The organism is Planctomonas sp. JC2975 (assembly GCF_012985205.1).
Lineage (GTDB): Bacteria > Actinomycetota > Actinomycetes > Actinomycetales > Microbacteriaceae > Humibacter.
The window spans coordinates 2150649-2169124 of sequence record NZ_JABEKS010000001.1; the positions used below are offsets into that span (position 1 = coordinate 2150649).

The window sequence follows — 18476 nt, forward strand, 5'->3', positions numbered from 1 at the left end:
CGGGCAACTCTCAGCCCATGTCGTCCAGGGCCTTCTGGATGTGCTTCTGCGCCTCGGCATCGCTGACGCCGTTGGCACTCACCTTCTCGGCATCTTCTTCGCTCAGCACGACAAGGCCCCTTGGGCCGTGCGAGGAACGCGAAAGAGCCTCCAGCCATCGCCGATTGAGCTGCGGCGGATTCTCCTCCGTGAACACGAACTGCAGCGCGATGGCCGGACTCACCCAGAGACTGACTCGACCACCGCCGTCTTCGGGAGCCACACGCCAGCTGACGAGGAACCCTTCCTTGAGTCGGAGCTTCGCGGCGATCGCCACCTTGAGGTGAGCGAGCGTCCGATCTTCGAATTGATACTCAGTACCATCGTTGTAGAGCAGTGACCCCATGCGTCGACGATCACACCCTTCCGACCTGCGCGTGGAGCGCCACGCTATGCCGCCCCGTGGATTCGCTTCACCGGGCGGTCCGTGCGCCGTTGGCCGTCACGGCCCGCGTGCGCCGGGCGTCCCTCCTCGTCGAGCACGACGAGCCCGCGAGAACTCTCGGCGCCGAGCTCGAGCGACCGCAGCCATTCCTTGTTGATGGAGGGAACCCGGGATCCCCAGTACTTGAAGTAGACCGGCACTTCGGACGCCATCCACATCGACGCGCGCCCACTGCCGACCGAGAGGTCGTCCAGCCACGACAGCAGGAACGACTCCTGGCGCCGGAACTTGTTGATGATCACGATCTCGAGGTGGGTCAACAGTCGGTCGTCGAACTCGACATCTTGCGGTCCGTAAATCAGTACACCCATGGGAAAGATCACCTTCTCTTTCCTCCAGGCAAGCGCGGATCACGCCGAATAACAACCGCAAGGCCCCTATTCAGGGGCCCCCTTGACGTTTGCTCTCAGGTGTGCGTCATTGCGGGCGGGCGCCGCCGCAACGCTTGCGTCACCTCGAACGCCGGGTGCCGCGTCGTACGTCGCCGGCGCCGCACTACGCGTCCCTAGAGGACTGGGCGCCCTCCCGTGACGGCAACGCGAGCGCCGGAGACGTACGACGCCTCGTCGCTGGCGAGCAGCACGTACACGGGTGCGAGCTCCGCCGGCTGAGCTGCCCGGCGGAGAGGCGTGTTGCCACCGAAGGATTCGACGTGCTCCTCCGGCATCGTGGACGGGATCAGGGGTGTCCACACCGGTCCGGGAGCGACGCTGTTCGCTCGAATGCCGCGCTCGCCGAGGAGCTGCGCGAGCGACGCCGTCATGTTGGCGATCGCCGCCTTCGTCGCCGCATAGGGCATGAGCGACGGCGACGGCGCGTCGGAATTGATCGATGACGTTCCGATGATGGATGCTCCCGGCCGCATGTGCGGCAACGCCGCCTTCACGAGGTGGAAGTACGCGCTCAGATTGGTGGCGATGGTCTCATCCCACTCCTCGTCTGAGATGTCCTCCACCTTCGAGTGCGTGCGCTGCATCGCGGCATTGGATACCAGGATGTCGATGCGTCCGAACTTCTCGGCCGCCGTCTCGATCAGCCTCCTGCACTCGGCGGGATCGGAGAGGTCGCCCTTCTGGGCGACGCATTTGCGGCCCGATTCAGTGACCCACTGTTCGGTGTCCCTTGCGTCCTCCGTCTCGTCGAGGTAGCCGAACACGATGTCGGCGCCCTCCCGCGCAAACGCGATGGCGACGGCCTTGCCGATCCCGCTGTCGGCGCCGGTGATCACCGCCACCTTGCCCGAGAGCCGTGCACTGCCGAGATACGTCTCCTCCCCGTGATCTGCACGCGGGCGCAGGCGACCTTCCATACCTGGTGCGGTCTGCCGCTGTCTCGGCTGCATTGAATGCTCCCCCCATCGGATGCGAGCGTGCCCGACGGGCTCGCTGCGATCGGATCCATCAAGGCTGTTCGCGACGAGTCGCGCCGCCCAGGGGTTGACAGCCTCCGGGCGAGTGGACAGGACAGTCTGGGACCCGTCCGCCAGGCGCCCCGTTCATTCGTCTTCGTCGTGATCGGCGACGCCATCGCGAACACCGAGGGGCGGCACGCCAGGGGCAGCGGGCTTGTCGCGGTCGCTGAGGCGCTCCTCAACGCGATCCGGATCGTCGGCGTCGCCCTCGAGCCCATCGATGATGCCGTTCGTCTGGTCGAACGGATGCGCGACATCCGCCGCGAGCACGCTGAGGTCGGCCTCGGATCCCGCGCCTCGAGCAAATCGCTCGTCGCCGCCGCGGCCCCCGGCGTCCGCGCTTTCAGCGGATGCGACGGGCTGCGGTCCGTCCGGTGTGACGGGAGCACTCGGTGCCCCTGGCACCGGCGGCGTCTCGGGCGGCGTCGGTCCTGTGGGAATGGTCGGCTCGGCCGGAGTCGGGAACGTCGGCTCCTCGGGCGTCGGCACGGTCGGCTCGGCCGGCGACGGCGGATTCGGTTCCTGCGGATCCGGTGCCGGCACACCCGGCCCACCTGGTTGGAGCGGCTGATCGGGGCTGGGCACCTGCGGATCCGTCGGTCCGCCGACATGGCGTCCGCCTCCGCCGACCTGCGAACCCTGGAAATTCGTTTCATCAGACATGCCATCACGGTCGCGCGCCCACTCGGACGCCGCCAGGGGTTGACGCAGCCACGACGAACGGCGACGCAGAACGATCACGACGGCATATCGAGGGCCGGGAACGAACTGCTCGGCCTCATCGATGGATCCCGACGATCCGCGTGACCGCACCCCAGCGATCCTGGGGTGCGACGACGTACGATACGGCCATGCGCGCGTACTGGCGGCCCGTTCTGTGGGTTCTCGCTGCGCTCGGCGTGCTGCTCATCCTCGCCGTTCTGATCGCCAAGCTCATCGTGTTGCTGATTCCGATCGCTCTCATCGCGATCCTGCTGTTCGTAGTCGTCCCACTCGAGGTGCGCCGGCGTCGGGACGGTTCGAACCACACGTGACTCAGCCCTGATCCCTCGCCTGAGTCGGCCGTGCGCCATCGGTTCAGAACAACGGCCAAGGCGTAGCCGGCATCCAACCGCTCGGCGCGGGGAACCGCCGCTCGTCGAGCATTCTGTCGCACCGAGCGACGAGCGCATCCAGTTCGTCCTCGGCGAGAAGTCCGCGCAGACTCGCCCCCAGCTCCCGGTCCACGGATGCCCGCACCCGCCTTACCCCGTCGATCTCGCGTTCGCTGAGCGGCTCTCCGACCCAACCCCAGAGCACGGTGCGCAGCTTGTGCTCGACGTGGAACGTGAGGCCGTGATCGACGCCGTACCGGTGTCCGTCCGGCATCGCGAGGACGTGTCCTCCCTTGCGATCGGCGTTGTTGACGATCATGTCGAACACCGCCATGGCGCGAAGCGAGTCCGAATCCTCGTGCACGAGCGCGACCGGACGCTCATCCTCGTCTGCACCGCGGAGCACGAGACGCCAGCCTTCCACAGGCAGGTCGTCAGCGGCGACCACGTCAACGGCGTCCTGCTCCTCGTCCACGTGCTGCCAGAGCTGCACCATCCCGGGACCGTAGGGACCGTCGCGCAACCAGGTGCAGGGGACCACGTTCCACTCGAGGCACTCCGAGACGAGGTAGGCGGCGACTTCGCGCTGCGCCAGGTCGCCGTCCGGGAAATCCCAGAGCTCCTTCTCACCTGACGACGGCTTGTAGATGACCGGCACGTCGCCGATGGCGGCGAGGAACGTCTCGTTCGACGCCACAGGGATGCGCGCCACCACCTGCAGCTCGCCGTCGAGCGGGCCAGACGCCGTCATCCGCGTCGCCCGGCCATTCCACGGTCTCTGCCCGCGCAGCCGGGACCGCCCGGTGCAGCGTCGCCGGTCACGGGGTGTCGCCGAACACGGTCGAATCGGGACACGTGTGCCCGTGCGGATCCACCGGCAGCCCGCAACGCGGACAGGACGGGCGGCCTGCCGCAACGACTGCCCTGGTGCCGCGGGCGAAGGCGCGGGCGGCACCGACGGGCATCCGGATGACGACGGCCTCCTCCGGCACCTCCTCGTCGGAATCCGTCGGCTCGTCGAGCTCCGCTTCCGAGAGCAGTTGCAGCACGACCTGGGCTGTGGTCGGATCCCAGCCGAGGCCGATGGTTCCTGTGCGGAACTGCTCGTCGACCGGATCGAGCGGAGCGCGGTCGATCAGCTCGGCAGACGGATCCGCCGGGATTCCGAACGGGTTCCCGGCGCCCATCAGCTCGTCGAGGATCTGCTCGACATGCATGGCCAGCAGCGCCGACTGCTCCTTCTCGAGCAGCACGCTCACGACCCGGCGACCGTCCTTCACCTGCAGATAGAAGGAGCGGGAGCCCGGCTCGCCGATCGTTCCGATGAGAACACGGTCGGGCCAATCGAAGTCGTGGACGACGGTGGGCATGCGCACCAGCTTATGAGCGCTGCCCCGCCACCGGCAGGCCCCTCTCAGGGCGTGGAGCCACCGCCGACGGGTGCGTCAGCATCCGCGATGCCATCGTGCAGCCATGACAGGTCGCCGGCATCCGTGTTGGTGGCGATCACGCGGGAGCCGTCAGACCCGTAGTGCACGATCGAGACGGATGCCGGCCCGACGCTGATCCGCTGGATGAGGTCGAGGTGCATGCCGAAGGCATCCGCCAGAATCGCCTTGATGACGTCGCCGTGACTCACGGCGGCCCAGACCGCCTTCGCACCATACGTACCCGTCATCTCGGCATCGTGTGCGCGGACGGCCGCAACCGCGCGTGCCTGCATCCCGGCCATCGACTCCCCTTCGGGGAACACGACGGATGCCGGACTCGCCTGCACGCGCCGCCACAGTTCCTCGCGCGCGAGCTCGGCCAATGGCCTGCCTTGCCAGAGCCCGTAGTCGCATTCGATGAGCGCAGGATCCACGCAAACCGGGCGCGCGCCCTCCCGCCGCGAGACGATGGCAGCCGCCGTCTCGAGGCACCGGTCGAGCGGACTCGACACCACCTCGACCAGAGGGACGACCTCGAGACGCTCGGCCGTCCGAGACGCCTGAGCCCGCCCGACCTCGTCGAGTGCGATGCCGGGGGTGCGCCCGACGAGGACACCCTGCGCGTTCGCCGCGGTGCGTCCGTGTCGCACGAGGATCACCGTGGCCATGGGGTCGAGCCTAGGGTGCTGTGCACATCCGGACCACGCTTTCCGCCCACGCCACCGCGACCGACTCGCCGCGGTAGCGCTGCGGACCCGACGTCATCGAACGATGAGCACAGGGCAGTTGGCGTGCGCCGCGCACTCCGAGCTCACGGATCCCAGCAGCAGGCCGGCGAAACCGCCGCGTCCGCGGGATCCGAGCACGAGCATCTCGGCTCCTGTGCTGCGCTCGATGAGCACCTGCGCCGGGTGCCCGTACTGCACAACGGTCGACAGGAGTGCCGGACGATCGGATCCGTAGGCCTCCGTCAGCGCCTCGTCCAGCGCCTGCACGGCGATCTCCTCGAACGACGGCTCCATGGAAAGCGCGTACGGCGACATCGCGACCGGATAGGTCCAGGTGGACACCGCCTCGATCCGGGTTCCGAGAAGACGCGAAAGGCGGTCGGCCTGGCGCAGCGCGGCGATGGATTGTTCGGATCCGTCGACGCCCACGACGATCCGGGGCGTGTCGTCGGCGGTGGCGGCCGTGGTCTCGGTTGTCTCGCTCATCTCTCCAGCATGCGCCGAGCATCTGCGCCGCGCCACCACCGAGATGGGTGAGGCCGGGCACCGATCTCGCGCCTACTCCTCCTCGTCGTCCCAGTCCGTGTCGTCGACCCAGGGCGCGATGTCGATCTCGTTGCCCTCTGGGTCGGCGAGCGTCCACCAGTGCGGCGCGAAGGCGTCGGTCGCTATGCGTCCTCCCGCTGCGACGGCCGCGTCGATCCGCTGCTGGGCCAACGCACGCGGCAGCGCGAGATCCAGGTGGATGCGATTGCGTTGCGGTCGCGGCGCATCCATCTGCTGGAACCACACCGACGGTCCGATGCCGCGCGGATCGCGCAGCGAACCCTCTCCGCGGCGCTGGTAGCCGAGCGCCGCCTCCCAGAACGGCAACACGAGCGGGATGTCCACGGCATCGATCGCGAGCTGCACCGTGCCGATCAGTGTGGGGTCCGCCTCGATGCCGAGGCGGCTCGCCGCGTGTGAGATCTGCGCCGCAAGAGCCGCGTCGCGTTCGCTCAGGTCGGAGATCTCGTGGGTCATCAGGCGAACTGTGACACCCGGATATCGCAGGTCGACGTCGGGATGATGGTTCGCGGCATCCGCCAGCTCGGCGATCGCGCGCACGAACTCGACGCCCTTGTCGAAGGATCCGGTGGCGAAGTAGGCGGTCGCTCCGCCGTAGACGCGATGCCACGTGTCTCCCGGCACGAGCTCGTGGAATCGCTTGGTGGTGATGGCCTCGACCATGACGCCCTCCCTGACGACCGGATGCTAACGCCCCATGCAAACACCGGCCACCGACACCGTCAACGGTGCGGCAGTCTCGAGTGTCTCCGCTGCCGCCACACCGTGGCCCGTCCAACGAGGCGCCGGCCCACGAGGTGTCCTCGTACGACGTGCCGGTGGCAGGATGACACCCATGACCGGCACTCTGCACATCACCGGCGATGCCGCGGCCGACGAACTGCTGTCGACCGATCCGCTCGCCCTGCTCCTCGGCATGCTCCTCGACCAGCAGGTGGCCATGGAGATCGCGTTCAGCGGTCCGGCCAAGATCCGCGACCGCATGGGCGGCGAGAAGAGCCTGAGCGCTCAGTCGATCGCCGAAGCGGATCCGGACGCCTTCGCCACCCTCTGCGCGACGCCTCCCGCCGTGCACCGCTTCCCCGGCTCCATGGCCGCGCGCATCCAGACGGTCTGCCGCACCATCGTGGCCGACTGGGACGGGGACGCAGCCGCAATCTGGACTCGGCCGGCACCGTCGACGGCCTCCGCTCCTGACGGCAAGGAGGTGTTCGGCAGGCTGAAGGCGCTGCCCGGATTCGGCGACCAGAAGGCGCGCATCTTCGTCGCGCTCCTCGGCAAGCAGTACGGCTACGACGGCGCCGGATGGCGCGAAGCCGCCGGCGACTACGGCGAGGAAGGCTCGCATCGGTCGGTGGCCGACATCGTGGACGAGGCGTCGCTGGCTCAGGTGCGCGAGACCAAGAAGGCCGTGAAGGCAGCCGCGAAGACGGCCCGGCCGGCTGGAGGATCCCGATGAGCGAGCGATCGTACGACGGCGCGGGACGGAAGGACAACGCTCTCGTCGGGTTCATGAAGCGCCGATGGCTGGCGATCGTGCTCGTGGTGCTGCTGGCCATCGTCGCCATCCAGAACGGAGTCGCCGACGAGAAGTCGACCATCTTCCTGCTGTTCTGGCAGGTGGAGTGGCCAACCTGGGTGCTCGTGCTGGTCATCTTCCTCATCGGCGGCATCGCCGGCTGGGCGTTCGCGCGCAACCGCGCAGCGCGCAGGGCGCGGCGACGCTGAAGCCCCTCGCTCGCGGAGCCGGCTGTGCGCTGCGCTCGTCGGCGCGACGGGCGAGGCATCCGCTCGGCCGCCCTTGGTGACAGGCTGGTCGCATGGCCAGCACGAACTTCGTTCCCCGTGACGACCGTTACGACCGGATGCTGTACCGCCGCACCGGACACAGCGGTCTCGACCTTCCAGCGCTCTCCCTAGGGTTGTGGCACAACTTCGGCGACGACCGTCCGCTGGAGACCCAGCGCGCGATCGTGCGCCGCGCCTTCGACCTGGGGATCACGCACTTCGACCTCGCGAACAATTACGGTCCGCCGTACGGGTCGGCCGAGACCAACTTCGGCCGCATCTTCCGGGAGGATCTGCTGCCGTACCGCGACGAGCTGATCCTGTCGACGAAGGCCGGCTGGGACATGTGGCCCGGCCCGTACGGACAGGGCGGCGGAAGCCGCAAGTACATGCTCGCCAGCCTCGACCAGTCGCTGCAGCGGATGGGCGTCGACTTCGTCGACATCTTCTACTCGCACCGGCCGGACCCTTCAACACCGCTGGAGGAGACGATGGGCGCCCTCGACCACGCCGTGCGCAGCGGGAAGGCGCTGTACGTCGGCATCTCCTCGTACAGTGCGGATGACACGCGCCGGGCAGCGCAGATCCTCGCGGACGTCGGCACCCCGCTCCTCATCCACCAGCCGTCGTACAACATGCTCAACCGCTGGATCGAGACCGAGGGCCTTCTGGATGCCGCAGCCGAGGCGGGTGCCGGCGTGATCGGCTTCACCGCACTGGCCCAGGGCATGCTCACGGGCAAGTATCTGGACGGCATCCCTGCCGGATCGCGAGCCGCAGAGGGATCCTCGCTCTCCGAGGACCTGCTGACAGAAGCCGCGCTCGGTCACATCCGCTCCCTCGCCGGGATCGCGGAGTCCCGCGGTCAGACACTCGCGCAGCTCGCGCTGGCCTGGGCACTCCGCGACCCTCGTGTGACCTCGCTCGTGATCGGATCGAGCAGCGTGGACCAGCTGGAGCAGAACGTCGCGGCACTCGACGATCTCGAGTTCACGGATGACGAGCTCGAGGCCATCGACGAGCACGCCGTCGACACCGGGGTCGACCTCTGGGCGACGGCCAGGCGCGGCGAGCTCGGGTAGCCTCACGGCTCCGAGGATTCATCCAAACACCTCCCAGGTTTCGATCGGGATTGTTTCAGGGTTCATTCGAATATCCCTCATATCGTCGGAAGCGAGGTCGGGGATATCCCCCCAAAACTCCCGACCGCGGCACGCGACTTTGCCCGAAGGCGCGTGCAGGGTCCCCGGATGCGCCGTCTCGCGCAGCCGGGGATCCACAGTTTTGGCCGCCCGAGCTCGCGGCTGCGCCTCGCGGCCCGCGCCGTAGGCTGGCCGCATGGCCGCCTGGACCCGCGAACCCGTCACCGTGACAGTCACCGGAGCAGGAGGGCAGATCGGCTACGCGCTGCTGTTCCGCATCGCCTCCGGCCAGCTCCTCGGCCCGGATACGCCTGTGCGGCTGCAGCTGCTGGAGATCCCCCAGGGGTTGCGCTCCGCTGAGGGCACGGCGCTGGAGCTCATCGACGGCGCGTTCCCGCTGCTCACTTCCATCGACGTGACGGACTCGGCGTCCGACGCGTTCGACGGCACGAACGTGGCTCTGCTGGTGGGGGCTCGTCCGCGCACCGCAGGAATGGAGCGGGCCGACCTGCTCGAGGCGAACGCGGCCATCTTCGGGCCGCAGGGGCGAGCGATCAACGAGGGGGCGGCATCCGATGTGCGCGTGCTCGTGGTGGGAAATCCCGCGAACACGAACGCACTGATCGCCTCGTCGCACGCGGCGGACGTGCCGCGCGAGCGCTTCACGGCGATGACCAGACTCGACCACAACAGGGCCGTCGCCCAGCTCGCGCTGAAGCTCGAGGTGCCCGTGGCAGCAGTGCACGGCGTGATCATCTGGGGCAATCACTCTGCGACGCAGTATCCGGATGTCACGCACGCCACCGTCGACGGTCGCAGCGCCACCGACCTCGTCGACGAGGAGTGGCTGGAAGGCGTCTTCGTGCCGAAGGTTGCGCGCCGCGGCGCAGAGATCATCGAGGTGCGCGGGGCGTCGAGCGCAGCATCCGCCGCGAACGCCGCCATCGACCACGTCTACGACTGGGTGAACGGCACGGGCGACGGCTGGACCTCCGCCGGCGTCAGCTCGAGCGGGGAGAACGCGGAAGCCGCAGCAGGCTACGGCGTCCCCGAGGGATTGGTGTGCTCCCTGCCGGTCCGGTCGGTCGACGGCGAATGGCGAGTCGTTCCCGGTTTCGACGAGGGTCCGATCGCGCAGGCGCACATCGAGGCATCCGTCGCGGAACTCGTCGAGGAGCGCGAGGCCGTGCGGGCGCTCGGCCTGCTGCCCGGCTGACCGCGGTCGAACTCACCGCGGCTGGTAGAGCTGCCGTCGCTCACTCGGCGGTAGCCGCGGCGGCGAGCAACCGCTCCGAAAGGTCCCAGAGGCGGCCGGCGCGCGCGGGGTCGAGTGCCCTTGGCAGGTAGCTGCCAGAGGGGAGTTCGCCTGTGCTCCCTCCCTCGAAGGGTTCCGCGAACGTGCAGTCCTCGAGGTACCGGCCGCCGACGCCGTCGAGTTCCGGCGCCACAGCAGCCCAGACGAAGGTCGCGGCGCCCTCCGACGGCGTGGACATCATCGGGTTCGCCGGATCGTTCCACCCTCTGGCCTCGACCTGCTCGGCGGACATGTGTCGCTGCAGGCCGGTCAGCACCGCGCCAGGGCTCACCGCATTGCTGAGGATCCGCTCTGACTGGAACCGGGCGGAGAACCCTACGGAGAACAGCGCATTCGCCGACTTGGAGCGTCCGTACGCGAGCCACGGGTCGTACGACGTGTGCACGAAGTTCGGATCGTCGAAGTCGACATCGGATCGGCGATGCGCCCGCGACGACACGGACACCACACGTGCTCCGCCTGCGGACCGCAACGCCGGCAAAAGCCCCGTCGCGAACGCGAAGTGGCCGAGGTGGTTGACGCCGAACTGCGTCTCGAACCCGTTCTCGGTGCGGCCGAACGGCGTCGCCATGACCCCGGCATTGAGCACGAGGATGTGCAGCGGCAGACCGGTTGCCGCACGGCGGCCGATGAACGTCGACACCGACTCGAGAGATGCCAGGTCGAGCCGGCGATGCACGATCTGCTCGTTGCCCGTCTCCGCCCGCAACGCGGCTGCCGCCTTCTCGCCTGCATCGACGTCGCGCCCCGCGATCTCCACGCGCGCACCCGCCACGGCGAGCGCCCGCGCGGTCTCCAGCCCCAGGCCGGAAGATCCGCCGGTCACGATCGCCTCCTTGTCCGACAGGTCGATGCCGTCGACCACTTCGAGTGCCGTGCGCTTCCGCCCGTGGCCCCTCGGTCGAGCCATACGGCGAACGCCTTCGTCGACAGCGGCATCACGACGCGCACCGGCAGCGGATGCTCGTGGCCGGCCATCCTGACCGGGCCCTCCAGCCGGGTCGGCGGGAAGATCATGCAGTGTCGTGGTCATCGTCGTGCTCCTTGGTCGTCGGCCGCCAGTACCCCACCCGTTTGCGAACGGCGTGCAGCGATCCGTCGCGGTCTGCGACGAGTCTCCGCCTGCAGGACGACGACGAGAAGGCCGCGCCGTTCCTGGTAGTGACACGGCTAGGATCGCCGGATGCCCCGGCATCCGGCGATGGCAAGCTGGGTGCGTGACCGCAGACCCGGCATCCGCACGGAACGTCCTCGGCGAGTTCCTCAGAGCTCGGCGGGCGCGGCTGCAGCCCACCGACCTCGGGCTTCCGCAGGGCACGGGCAACCGCCGTACCCCCGGTCTCCGTCGCGAGGAGCTCGCTGCGCTCTCCGGGGTGAGCGTCGACTACTACACCCGGCTCGAGCAAGGCAAGGAGCATCACCCGAGCGGACCGGTCCTGACCGCCCTCGCCCGCGCTCTCCGGCTCGACGAGGACGCTCGCGATCACCTCTTTGATCTCGCAGACCAGCTTGCGGGCCGCGCTCCTCGACGTCGGGTCGACAACACCGTGCGACCCGGGATCCGGCAGATACTGGACACATTGCGGCCGTGCCCTGCCTACGTGCGCAACCGCACCAACGACATCCTCGCCGCGAATCCCGAGGGGCTGGCGTTGCTGGCCGGCATCGCAGAATGGCCGCCGGAACGACGCAACACGACTCGGTACCTGTTCCTCCATCCGACCGCCCGCACTCTGTATCCGGACTGGACGCACGCGGCACGGATGTCAGTGGCACAACTGCGCGCGGCATCCCGGGGCGACAACGACGACGCTGCACTCACGGCTCTTCTCGAGGAGCTCACGGCCGCGAGCCCCGAGTTCGCCGAACTCTGGGAGCACCACGATGTGCGACACCGGCGCACGGAGCGCAAGACGCTGAACCATCCGGTGGTCGGCACGCTGACGCTGATGTACGAGAGCCTCGACGTCGGCCCGGACGGCACGAGGCTCGGCGTGTATCAGGCCGTCCCCGGAACGCCGGACCACGAGGCGATGACATTGCTGTCGCTCGCGGCCAGCGCCGCCTGAAGGCGGGTGGATGCGTCTGCGCTCAGCCGTCCTTCTGGAGCTGCATGAGCAACTGCGGCGCGCGGCGGTCGAGGACGTTGCCACCGACGCGCACGCCGATCGCGAGAGCGATCGGGCCGAGCACGACACCCACAACGAGGCCGATCCATCCCCAGATTGCTTCACCGGTGAACACGCTCACCAAGAAGAGCACGATCTCGGGAGAGGTCAGCACGGCGAGGATGCCCCAGCTGAGGAACGTCGATCCCAACAACGCCGTGTTGGCGCCGGGTCGCGTCTTGAACGGGTTGTCGCCCGGCGCAGGCGCGGGGAAGACGAGGACCGCGGACGTCACCGAGCACACCCCGAGACCTCCGAGCAGCAGCCCGACCACGAGTCCGAGCAGGCCGGGCACGGTCCACCACTGCTCGACGACGGCCGACGTCACGAGAGTGACGGCCACCGCGGCGGGCAGCCCGAAGGTCAGGACGGCGGATGCCCGCCCCCACCGATCGGCGCGCCCCGGCACCGCCTTGCTCACGTGCAGCACGAACGCCGTGGAGTCGTAGGAGACGTCGGCGATGAGGGTGACGCCGAGCAGGAACGCGACGAGCGGACCGGACCAGAGCAGCAGCTGCGGAAAGTGGGACAGCGACGAGTAGAACCAGAACAGGATCGGCATCACCGGAATGAGCACCAGTTGCCGCAGGTACCGCGGGTCACGGAACCAGTAGATGAGGCAGCGCGCGGCGATGGCGCCGGCCTGGGTGCCGGGCAGCCTGGCGAACAGGCCCAGCTTGCCCTCAGCTCGCACCTTGGAGGTCGCGTGCACCGGGGTGACGAGAGCGCGTGCCAGACCCCAGCGCCACACCAGGAACACGACGGCGATCGTCGCGATCCCGATCAGCGCACGCAGCAGAGCACCGACCGGATCGCCCATAGCGACCTGAGCCGGGATGGCCCAGATGGCGCCGAGCGGCGTCCACGACATGGCGTCGGCGAGCGCGGGCAGGGCATCCTGCGAGTGCCTCAGCGATGAGGCGGTCCCGGCGATGATCGGTCCGAGCAGCACGAGCGGGATGAAGATGAGGATGCCGGCGGCCTCACGGAACCGACGCCCTGAGGCGAGGCCGGCCGCCGCGGTGGTGACGGCACGGGACAGCATGACGCAGAGCAGCGCACCGGCGATGCCGCAGAGCAGCGCGAGAACGGCGATGCCCGGCATCCGCAGCCATGAGCCGAACGTGAACACGGACGCCACCATGGTGATCGCACCCGGGATCGCCACGACTCCGGAGACGAGCAGGCCGACGAGCAGCGTGTTCAACGGGATGGGATACACGGCGAGGTGCGGGGCGTCCAGCGTCTGCTCAACGGAGAACAGCAGCGGAAGGATCGCCCAGCCCAGCGTCAGCGCCGACCCGGCGAGGATCACGATCGTGCGGGTCAGCTCGGTCGGCGCGAAGTTCAGCGCGAAGAGCCCGACGACGATCATGCCGAGCACGAACAGGCCGTAGAGGCCACCGATGATGACGGCGATCAGCTGCCCGACACTGCGCTTGAGGCTGTTGCGCAGAACGAGCAGTCGGAGCCTTACGAGTGCTGCAACCACTCCGGCCCCTCCTGCACGCGACGTCCGCCGACCAGTGCGACGAAGCGATCTTCCAGGTCGGCGCCCGCTCGCACCTCGTCGACGGTTCCGGATGCCACGACCCGCCCGTTCGTGATGACCGCGACGCGATCGCACATGCGCTGCACCAGGTCCATGACGTGCGACGACACGATGACCGTTCCGCCGCCGCGCACGAATCCGCCGAGGATGTCGCGGATGTTCGCGGCCGACACCGGATCGACGGACTCGAACGGCTCGTCCAGTACGAGCAGCTTCGGTGCGTGCACCATGGCGCACGCGAGCGCGATCTTCTTCGTCATGCCTGCCGAGTAGTCGACGACGAGCGTGCCGCCCGCCGACTGCAGGTCGAGCAGCTGCAGCAGGTCGCGGGTGCGGGAGACCGCGGTAGCGCGATCCATCCCGCTGAGCAGCCCTGCGTAGACCACCAGCTGCTCGCCGGTGAGGCGGTCGAACAGGCGGTTGCCGTCGGAGAGCACGCCGATCTGCGCCTTGGCCGTCAGCGGATGCTGCCACACGTCGATGCCGTGCACCGTCACGACCCCGGCATCAGGCTTGAGCAGCCCGGTGGCCATGCTCAACGTGGTCGTCTTGCCTGCGCCGTTGGGTCCGACGAGTCCGTAGAAGCTGCCGACCGGGACGTCGAGGCTGATGCCGTCCACCGCGTGCTTCTGCCCGAACGACTTGTGCAAAAGACGGATGGAGAGCGCAGCTGCCGGATCCGGATCCGGCGACACGGGAGCCAGCGATGCTCGAGGTGACGCGGATCCGTCGGCCTGGGCCGCTCCGCCGAGCGGCTGGGGCGCTGGCCACGTGGGATCGGGCGCGGATGCCTGGCCTGCGGAAGTCGGCTGCTGCGCACCGCCCTCGGGGAGAGGGGGTGGGGTCACGGCGTCGGTCATGGCATCCTTCCGGCGGCTGGCACGAGGACGGTGAGGACATGCGCGGCGCATGGCGTCCTCATAGCAAGGGGGATGACTCCACCATATTGGCCGCAGCCGCCGGCGTCGTCGTCCGATCGGACGAGATTCCACGGCGAAGGATGCGCGAGCGCTGCGCGAACCGATCAGCCGAACCGCACGTCCGCCGTGCCGCTCAGCCGCCGCTCACCCGAGTCACGTGATTTCGGTGACCGCCCCGATTGCCCGTCCCGCAGGCACGCATAGCGTGTGCTGAAGGATTCCCGGGCGGTGACGTTGCGGCAGCGACCCCGTCGCGACAGTCCCGGCGATCGGAGGAGGAATCGTGGCAGACGCGAGCGCAGGACGGGCCGGGGCCGCGGAGGAAGCCGGGCCGAGCATCCGGACGCTGCTCCTCCTCGCGATCCCCGCCCTGCTGATCGGCATCGCCTCGGCCGTCGTGCTCTGGCTTCTCGACCTGGTCTCCGGATGGCTCGAATCCGCCATCTGGGACGGCCTGCCGCATGCGATCGGCATCACCTCTGACAACCCGTGGTGGATCCTCGTCGTGCTCACGTTCACCGGATTCGCCGTCGGACTCGTCGTCTGGCTGGTTCCCGGCCACGGCGGACCCGACTCCGCCACCACGGGCCTCTCTTCGCCGCCACCGCCCATCGGAACCCTTCCGAGCATCGGCATCGTGGTGCTCATCAGCCTCGCGGGCGGCGTGAGCCTCGGCCCGGAGAACCCGATCATCGCCATCAACGGGGCGCTCGCCGTCGCCGCATTCGCGCGGTTCGCCACGAAGATCCCCCCGCTGCTCATCATCACGCTGGCCACCTCCGGCACGATCGGCGCCTTGTTCGGCACTCCCGTCGCCGCGGCGCTCGTGCTCACCGGCACCGTGGCAGCGGTCAGGAACGGAGGCTCGCTCTGGGACAAGCTCTTCCTACCGGTGGCGGCAGCGGCGGCCGGAGCGGAGACCATGCACCTGCTCGGGGGGCAGACCATCGCCTTCCACCTGCCGCCGTACGGGACGCCGAATCCCATCGACTTCCTCACCGGACTCCTCGTCGCCGCGTTCTCAGCCGGCATCGGGATCCTGGCGGCGTTCCTGTTCCCGTATCTCCACGCGGGCTTCCACGCGCTGCGGCATCCTGTGCTGCTCACCACGGCCGGCGGACTCCTGCTCGGCCTTCTGGGAATCGTCGGCGGCCCGATCACTCTCTTCAAGGGTCTCGAACAGACCGGCGAGCTGCTGGCGCATCCCGGCGACTACTCGGCGGGCATGCTCGCCGTGTTCGTGATCGTGAAGGTCGTCGCGCTGCTCGTTGCAGCGAGCTCCGGATTCCGCGGCGGCCGCGTCTTCCCCGCCGTGTTCATCGGTGTCGCCATCGGCCTGTTAGGCCACGCGGTCATCCCAGGGATTCCCCTCGGACTCGCGGTCGCCTGCGGTGCCCTCGGGATCGTGCTGGTGGAGACCCGCGACGGCTGGATCGCACTCTTCCTCGGCGTTGCGCTCACCGGCGACCTCACGCTGCTGTCCACGCTCTGCGTGATCGTTCTCCCGGTGTGGCTGCTCGTCACGAAGGCACCGCACTTCGAGATCGAACCGAAGCACGGCCTCGCGCGCCCGCCGACGGCTCTCGCCTGAGGGACGCTACCCGGCTACTTGGACTTCTTCTGCAGAGTCTTCTCGTCGATCGGCGCCGTGCCGGACGCCCGCTGCTCGCGGTAGTACTCGCGCGCCTCGGCCTGCCGCTCTGCCTCAGCGCCGCTCGCGATCTTCGCGCGCAGGTGCTCCTGCTCGAAGCCGAACGCGTCGACGAGGCTCTGCGCCTGCGGGCGCAGACGAGCCACCAGCCGGTCGATGTAAGCGCTGACGGCCTGGGCACGCTGCGGCGAGAGGCGGCCGTGGATGATGTGCCACGCCACGTGCTTCTCGATGAGGCCGAGCCCGAACAGGTCGCGCAGCCAGGTGAGCACCTGCTTGGTGCCGGCATCCTGCACGGTCTCCAGCGCTTCGGTGAAGGCCTCCCACTGCAGGAGCTCGCCGTGCGCGCGAGCCGCCTCGATCAGCTCGTTCTGCTGCGAGTTGAAGAGGTCGGCTGCCTTCTGCTTGGAGAGCTTGTTGGCGTTGCGGAGCCGGGTCGCCACCTCAGCGATCATCGTTTCGACACGATCCGTGAGCAGCTCGCGCTGGGTTTGCGGGTCTCGCAGCTGTCCGACCGAGCGGGCCGTGGATCCGAAGTCCGCCACCGTCTGGGCGAGGCTCCGAAGACCAGTGCCGTGATAGGCGCGGTCGGCCGCCTGCGCGACGACGTATCGGGCGAGGGCACCGGCATCCGCCTTGGCGAACTTCTTCGAGTAGTCGGTGAGCAGGCGCTTGGCGACGAGCTGCAGCAGCACGTTGTTGTCGCCCTCGAACGTGACGTAGACATCGAGGTCGGCCCTCAGGCTCGTGATGCGGTTCTCCACGAGGAATCCGGCGCCGCCGCACGCCTCACGGGTCTCCTGCAGTGTGTCGAGCGCGTGCCAGGTCGACAGCGGCTTGAGCGCAGCGGCGAGGGTCTCGAGATCCTGCCGGTCTTCGTCGGTGTCCGCCTTGCCGCTGAACACCTCGTCGAACTTCACGAGCAGCTTGTCGTGCGCGAACACCTGCGCGTACGTGGTGGCGAGCCGCGGGATGAGACGGCGCTGGTGACGCTGGTAGTCGAGCAGCACCTCTTCGTCGGTGTCGGATCCCGCCGTGAACTGGCGGCGCTGGTTGCCGTACGTGATCGCGATCGTCAGGCCCATCGCGGATCCGAGAGTGGCCGCGCCGTCGAGCGACACGCGGCCCTGCACGAGCGTGCCGAGCATGGTGAAGAAGCGGCGGCCGGGGCTCGCGATGGAACTCGAGTACGTGCCGTCCTCCGCGACGTCGCCGTACCGGTTCAGCAGGTTCTCGCGCGGGATGCGCACGTCGGTGAAGTGCAGGCGTCCGTTGTCGATGCCGTTGAGGCCGCCCTTGAGGCCGTCGTCCTCGCCGCCGATGCCGGGCAGGAACTCGCCGGTGGCCGTATCGCGGATCGGCACGTAGAAGCAGTGCACGCCGTGGTTCACGCCGTTCGTGATGAGCTGCGCGAAGAGCGTGCAGGCGATCCCGTCCTTGGCGGCATTGCCGAGGTAGTCCTTCCACGCGCCGCGGAACGGCGTGTCGATGACGAACTCCTGCGTTTCGGGGTCGTAGGTGGCGGTGGTGGCGATGGCCGCGACATCCGATCCGTGTCCGGTCTCGGTCATGGCGAACGCGCCGGGAACCTCGAGGCTCATGATGCCGGGAAGGTACTTCTGGTGGTGGCGCTCGGTGCCGAGGTGCAGAACGGCGGCGCCGAAGAGGCCCCACTGCACGCCGCTCTTGATCTGCAGCGACGGATCCGCGGTCACGAGCTCCTCGAATCCGGCGATGTTGCCGCCGTGATCGTCGCGGCCCCCGACGGACTTCGGGAAGGCGCGGTGCACCTGGCCGTTGTCCACCAGCAGCTTCAACTGCCCGAACACGCGCGCGCGGTGGTCGTCGAGGCTCAGTCCCTCGATGCGCTGCAGCGCAGGGTTCTTCGCGAACTCGCGAGCAGCAACGCGGATGTCGGCCCACGTTCCCATCAGCTTGCGGCCGAGCGCGGCGACATCCACGGCTGCGGGCGGGGCGTCGACGTCGATCGGTCCCGTCTGAGCGGTGTATTGGGTGCGGTCGGGGCGCGTCACGTGATCGCTGGCGGGCTTCGAAGCGGTGTCGACCATCGCAATGCCTTCTTCCGTTGAGGTCTGAAGTGGAAGCGTTCGGGCCGTGGGGCTGGGAGCCCGCTCGCGGCATCCGGCACCCTGGGTACGGGCGTCGACTTTCACGGTAAGTCGGCATGCTGGGAGCGGCCAGTCCGCCGTGCGGATGCGACAAACC

At 68.7% G+C, this 18476-nt stretch carries 20 protein-coding genes; 7 read left to right on the forward strand and 13 right to left on the reverse strand.

Going from position 1 to position 18476, the window contains the following annotated elements; all coding sequences use genetic code 11:
- Nucleotides 1-10: 10 nt before the first annotated feature.
- The 4 genes from HII28_RS09650 to HII28_RS09665 form a co-directional block, all read right to left on the reverse strand.
- The gene (locus HII28_RS09650) at nt 11-385 is read right to left on the reverse strand and encodes a hypothetical protein (protein WP_240977303.1); all 375 of its coding nucleotides are present in this window, start codon (nt 383-385) and stop codon (nt 11-13) included.
- Nucleotides 386-429: 44 nt separating this feature from the next.
- Nucleotides 430-795 carry an ATP-dependent DNA ligase gene (locus HII28_RS09655; protein WP_170025208.1) on the reverse strand — a complete coding sequence of 122 codons (366 nt, stop codon included), beginning with the start codon at nt 793-795 and terminating at the stop codon, nt 430-432.
- A 194-nt stretch (nt 796-989) separates the two neighbouring features.
- A complete protein-coding gene (locus HII28_RS09660) occupies nt 990-1826 on the reverse strand; it encodes an SDR family oxidoreductase (protein WP_170025209.1) in 837 nt (278 codons plus the stop codon).
- Nucleotides 1827-1979: 153 nt separating this feature from the next.
- Nucleotides 1980-2558 (reverse strand): hypothetical protein, encoded by a 579-nt coding sequence (locus HII28_RS09665; RefSeq protein WP_170025210.1) that lies wholly within the window; start codon nt 2556-2558, stop codon nt 1980-1982.
- A gap of 140 nt (nt 2559-2698) precedes the next feature.
- Between HII28_RS09665 and HII28_RS09670 the strand changes: the two genes are divergently transcribed.
- Nucleotides 2699-2929, forward strand: coding sequence for a hypothetical protein (locus HII28_RS09670; protein ID WP_170025211.1), 231 nt, complete (start codon nt 2699-2701; stop codon nt 2927-2929).
- Nucleotides 2930-2972: 43 nt separating this feature from the next.
- Here HII28_RS09670 and HII28_RS09675 read toward each other — a convergent pair whose 3' ends face one another.
- The 5 genes from HII28_RS09675 to HII28_RS09695 all read right to left on the reverse strand — a co-directional run bounded on the left by HII28_RS09675 (nt 2973) and on the right by HII28_RS09695 (nt 6377).
- Nucleotides 2973-3740 carry an SCO1664 family protein gene (locus HII28_RS09675; protein ID WP_170025212.1) on the reverse strand — a complete coding sequence of 256 codons (768 nt, stop codon included), beginning with the start codon at nt 3738-3740 and terminating at the stop codon, nt 2973-2975.
- 67 nt (nt 3741-3807) lie between these two features.
- Nucleotides 3808-4359 (reverse strand): DUF3090 domain-containing protein, encoded by a 552-nt coding sequence (locus tag HII28_RS09680; RefSeq protein WP_170025213.1) that lies wholly within the window; start codon nt 4357-4359, stop codon nt 3808-3810.
- A 44-nt stretch (nt 4360-4403) separates the two neighbouring features.
- Nucleotides 4404-5087, reverse strand: a complete 684-nt coding sequence (locus HII28_RS09685; RefSeq protein WP_170025214.1) for an MSMEG_4193 family putative phosphomutase — start codon at nt 5085-5087, stop codon at nt 4404-4406.
- A 93-nt stretch (nt 5088-5180) separates the two neighbouring features.
- Nucleotides 5181-5633, reverse strand: coding sequence for a universal stress protein (locus HII28_RS09690; protein WP_170025215.1), 453 nt, complete (start codon nt 5631-5633; stop codon nt 5181-5183).
- 72 nt (nt 5634-5705) lie between these two features.
- Nucleotides 5706-6377: a VOC family protein gene (locus tag HII28_RS09695; protein ID WP_170025216.1), complete on the reverse strand. Its 672-nt coding sequence runs from the start codon at nt 6375-6377 to the stop codon at nt 5706-5708.
- A 172-nt stretch (nt 6378-6549) separates the two neighbouring features.
- Between HII28_RS09695 and HII28_RS09700 the strand changes: the two genes are divergently transcribed.
- The 4 genes from HII28_RS09700 (at nt 6550) to HII28_RS09715 (ending at nt 9860) form a co-directional block, all read left to right on the forward strand.
- Nucleotides 6550-7173: an HhH-GPD-type base excision DNA repair protein gene (locus HII28_RS09700; RefSeq protein WP_170025217.1), complete on the forward strand. Its 624-nt coding sequence runs from the start codon at nt 6550-6552 to the stop codon at nt 7171-7173.
- Entirely contained in the window at nt 7170-7442 is a 273-nt protein-coding gene (locus HII28_RS09705; RefSeq protein WP_170025218.1) for a LapA family protein, read from the forward strand. Before HII28_RS09700 ends, HII28_RS09705 begins: the two co-directional genes overlap by 4 nt.
- 92 nt (nt 7443-7534) lie before the next feature.
- Nucleotides 7535-8584, forward strand: coding sequence for an L-glyceraldehyde 3-phosphate reductase (mgrA, locus tag HII28_RS09710; RefSeq protein WP_170025219.1), 1050 nt, complete (start codon nt 7535-7537; stop codon nt 8582-8584).
- 256 nt (nt 8585-8840) lie between these two features.
- Nucleotides 8841-9860 (forward strand): malate dehydrogenase, encoded by a 1020-nt coding sequence (locus HII28_RS09715; RefSeq protein ID WP_170025220.1) that lies wholly within the window; start codon nt 8841-8843, stop codon nt 9858-9860.
- A 40-nt stretch (nt 9861-9900) separates the two neighbouring features.
- On the opposite strand, the gene HII28_RS09720 is transcribed toward HII28_RS09715, so the two are convergent.
- On the reverse strand, nt 9901-10992 hold the full coding sequence (locus tag HII28_RS09720; RefSeq protein WP_240977305.1) for an SDR family NAD(P)-dependent oxidoreductase: 1092 nt from the start codon (nt 10990-10992) through the stop codon (nt 9901-9903).
- Nucleotides 10993-11176: 184 nt separating this feature from the next.
- Here HII28_RS09720 and HII28_RS09725 point away from each other — a divergent pair, with 184 nt between their 5' ends.
- Complete coding sequence (locus HII28_RS09725) at nt 11177-12028, forward strand: helix-turn-helix transcriptional regulator (protein ID WP_170025221.1); 852 nt, start codon at nt 11177-11179, stop codon at nt 12026-12028.
- Between the two features lie 22 nt (nt 12029-12050).
- Here HII28_RS09725 and HII28_RS09730 read toward each other — a convergent pair whose 3' ends face one another.
- Nucleotides 12051-13619: a transporter gene (locus HII28_RS09730; RefSeq protein WP_170025222.1), complete on the reverse strand. Its 1569-nt coding sequence runs from the start codon at nt 13617-13619 to the stop codon at nt 12051-12053.
- Nucleotides 13601-14539, reverse strand: coding sequence for an ATP-binding cassette domain-containing protein (locus HII28_RS09735; protein ID WP_240977307.1), 939 nt, complete (start codon nt 14537-14539; stop codon nt 13601-13603). The genes HII28_RS09730 and HII28_RS09735 overlap by 19 nt, the downstream gene beginning before the upstream one ends.
- 343 nt (nt 14540-14882) lie before the next feature.
- Between HII28_RS09735 and HII28_RS09740 the strand changes: the two genes are divergently transcribed.
- Nucleotides 14883-16190: an ion channel protein gene (locus HII28_RS09740; protein ID WP_170025223.1), complete on the forward strand. Its 1308-nt coding sequence runs from the start codon at nt 14883-14885 to the stop codon at nt 16188-16190.
- Between the two features lie 14 nt (nt 16191-16204).
- On the opposite strand, the gene HII28_RS09745 is transcribed toward HII28_RS09740, so the two are convergent.
- Nucleotides 16205-18319, reverse strand: coding sequence for an acyl-CoA dehydrogenase (locus HII28_RS09745; RefSeq protein ID WP_170025224.1), 2115 nt, complete (start codon nt 18317-18319; stop codon nt 16205-16207).
- Between the last annotated feature and the right edge of the window lie 157 nt (nt 18320-18476).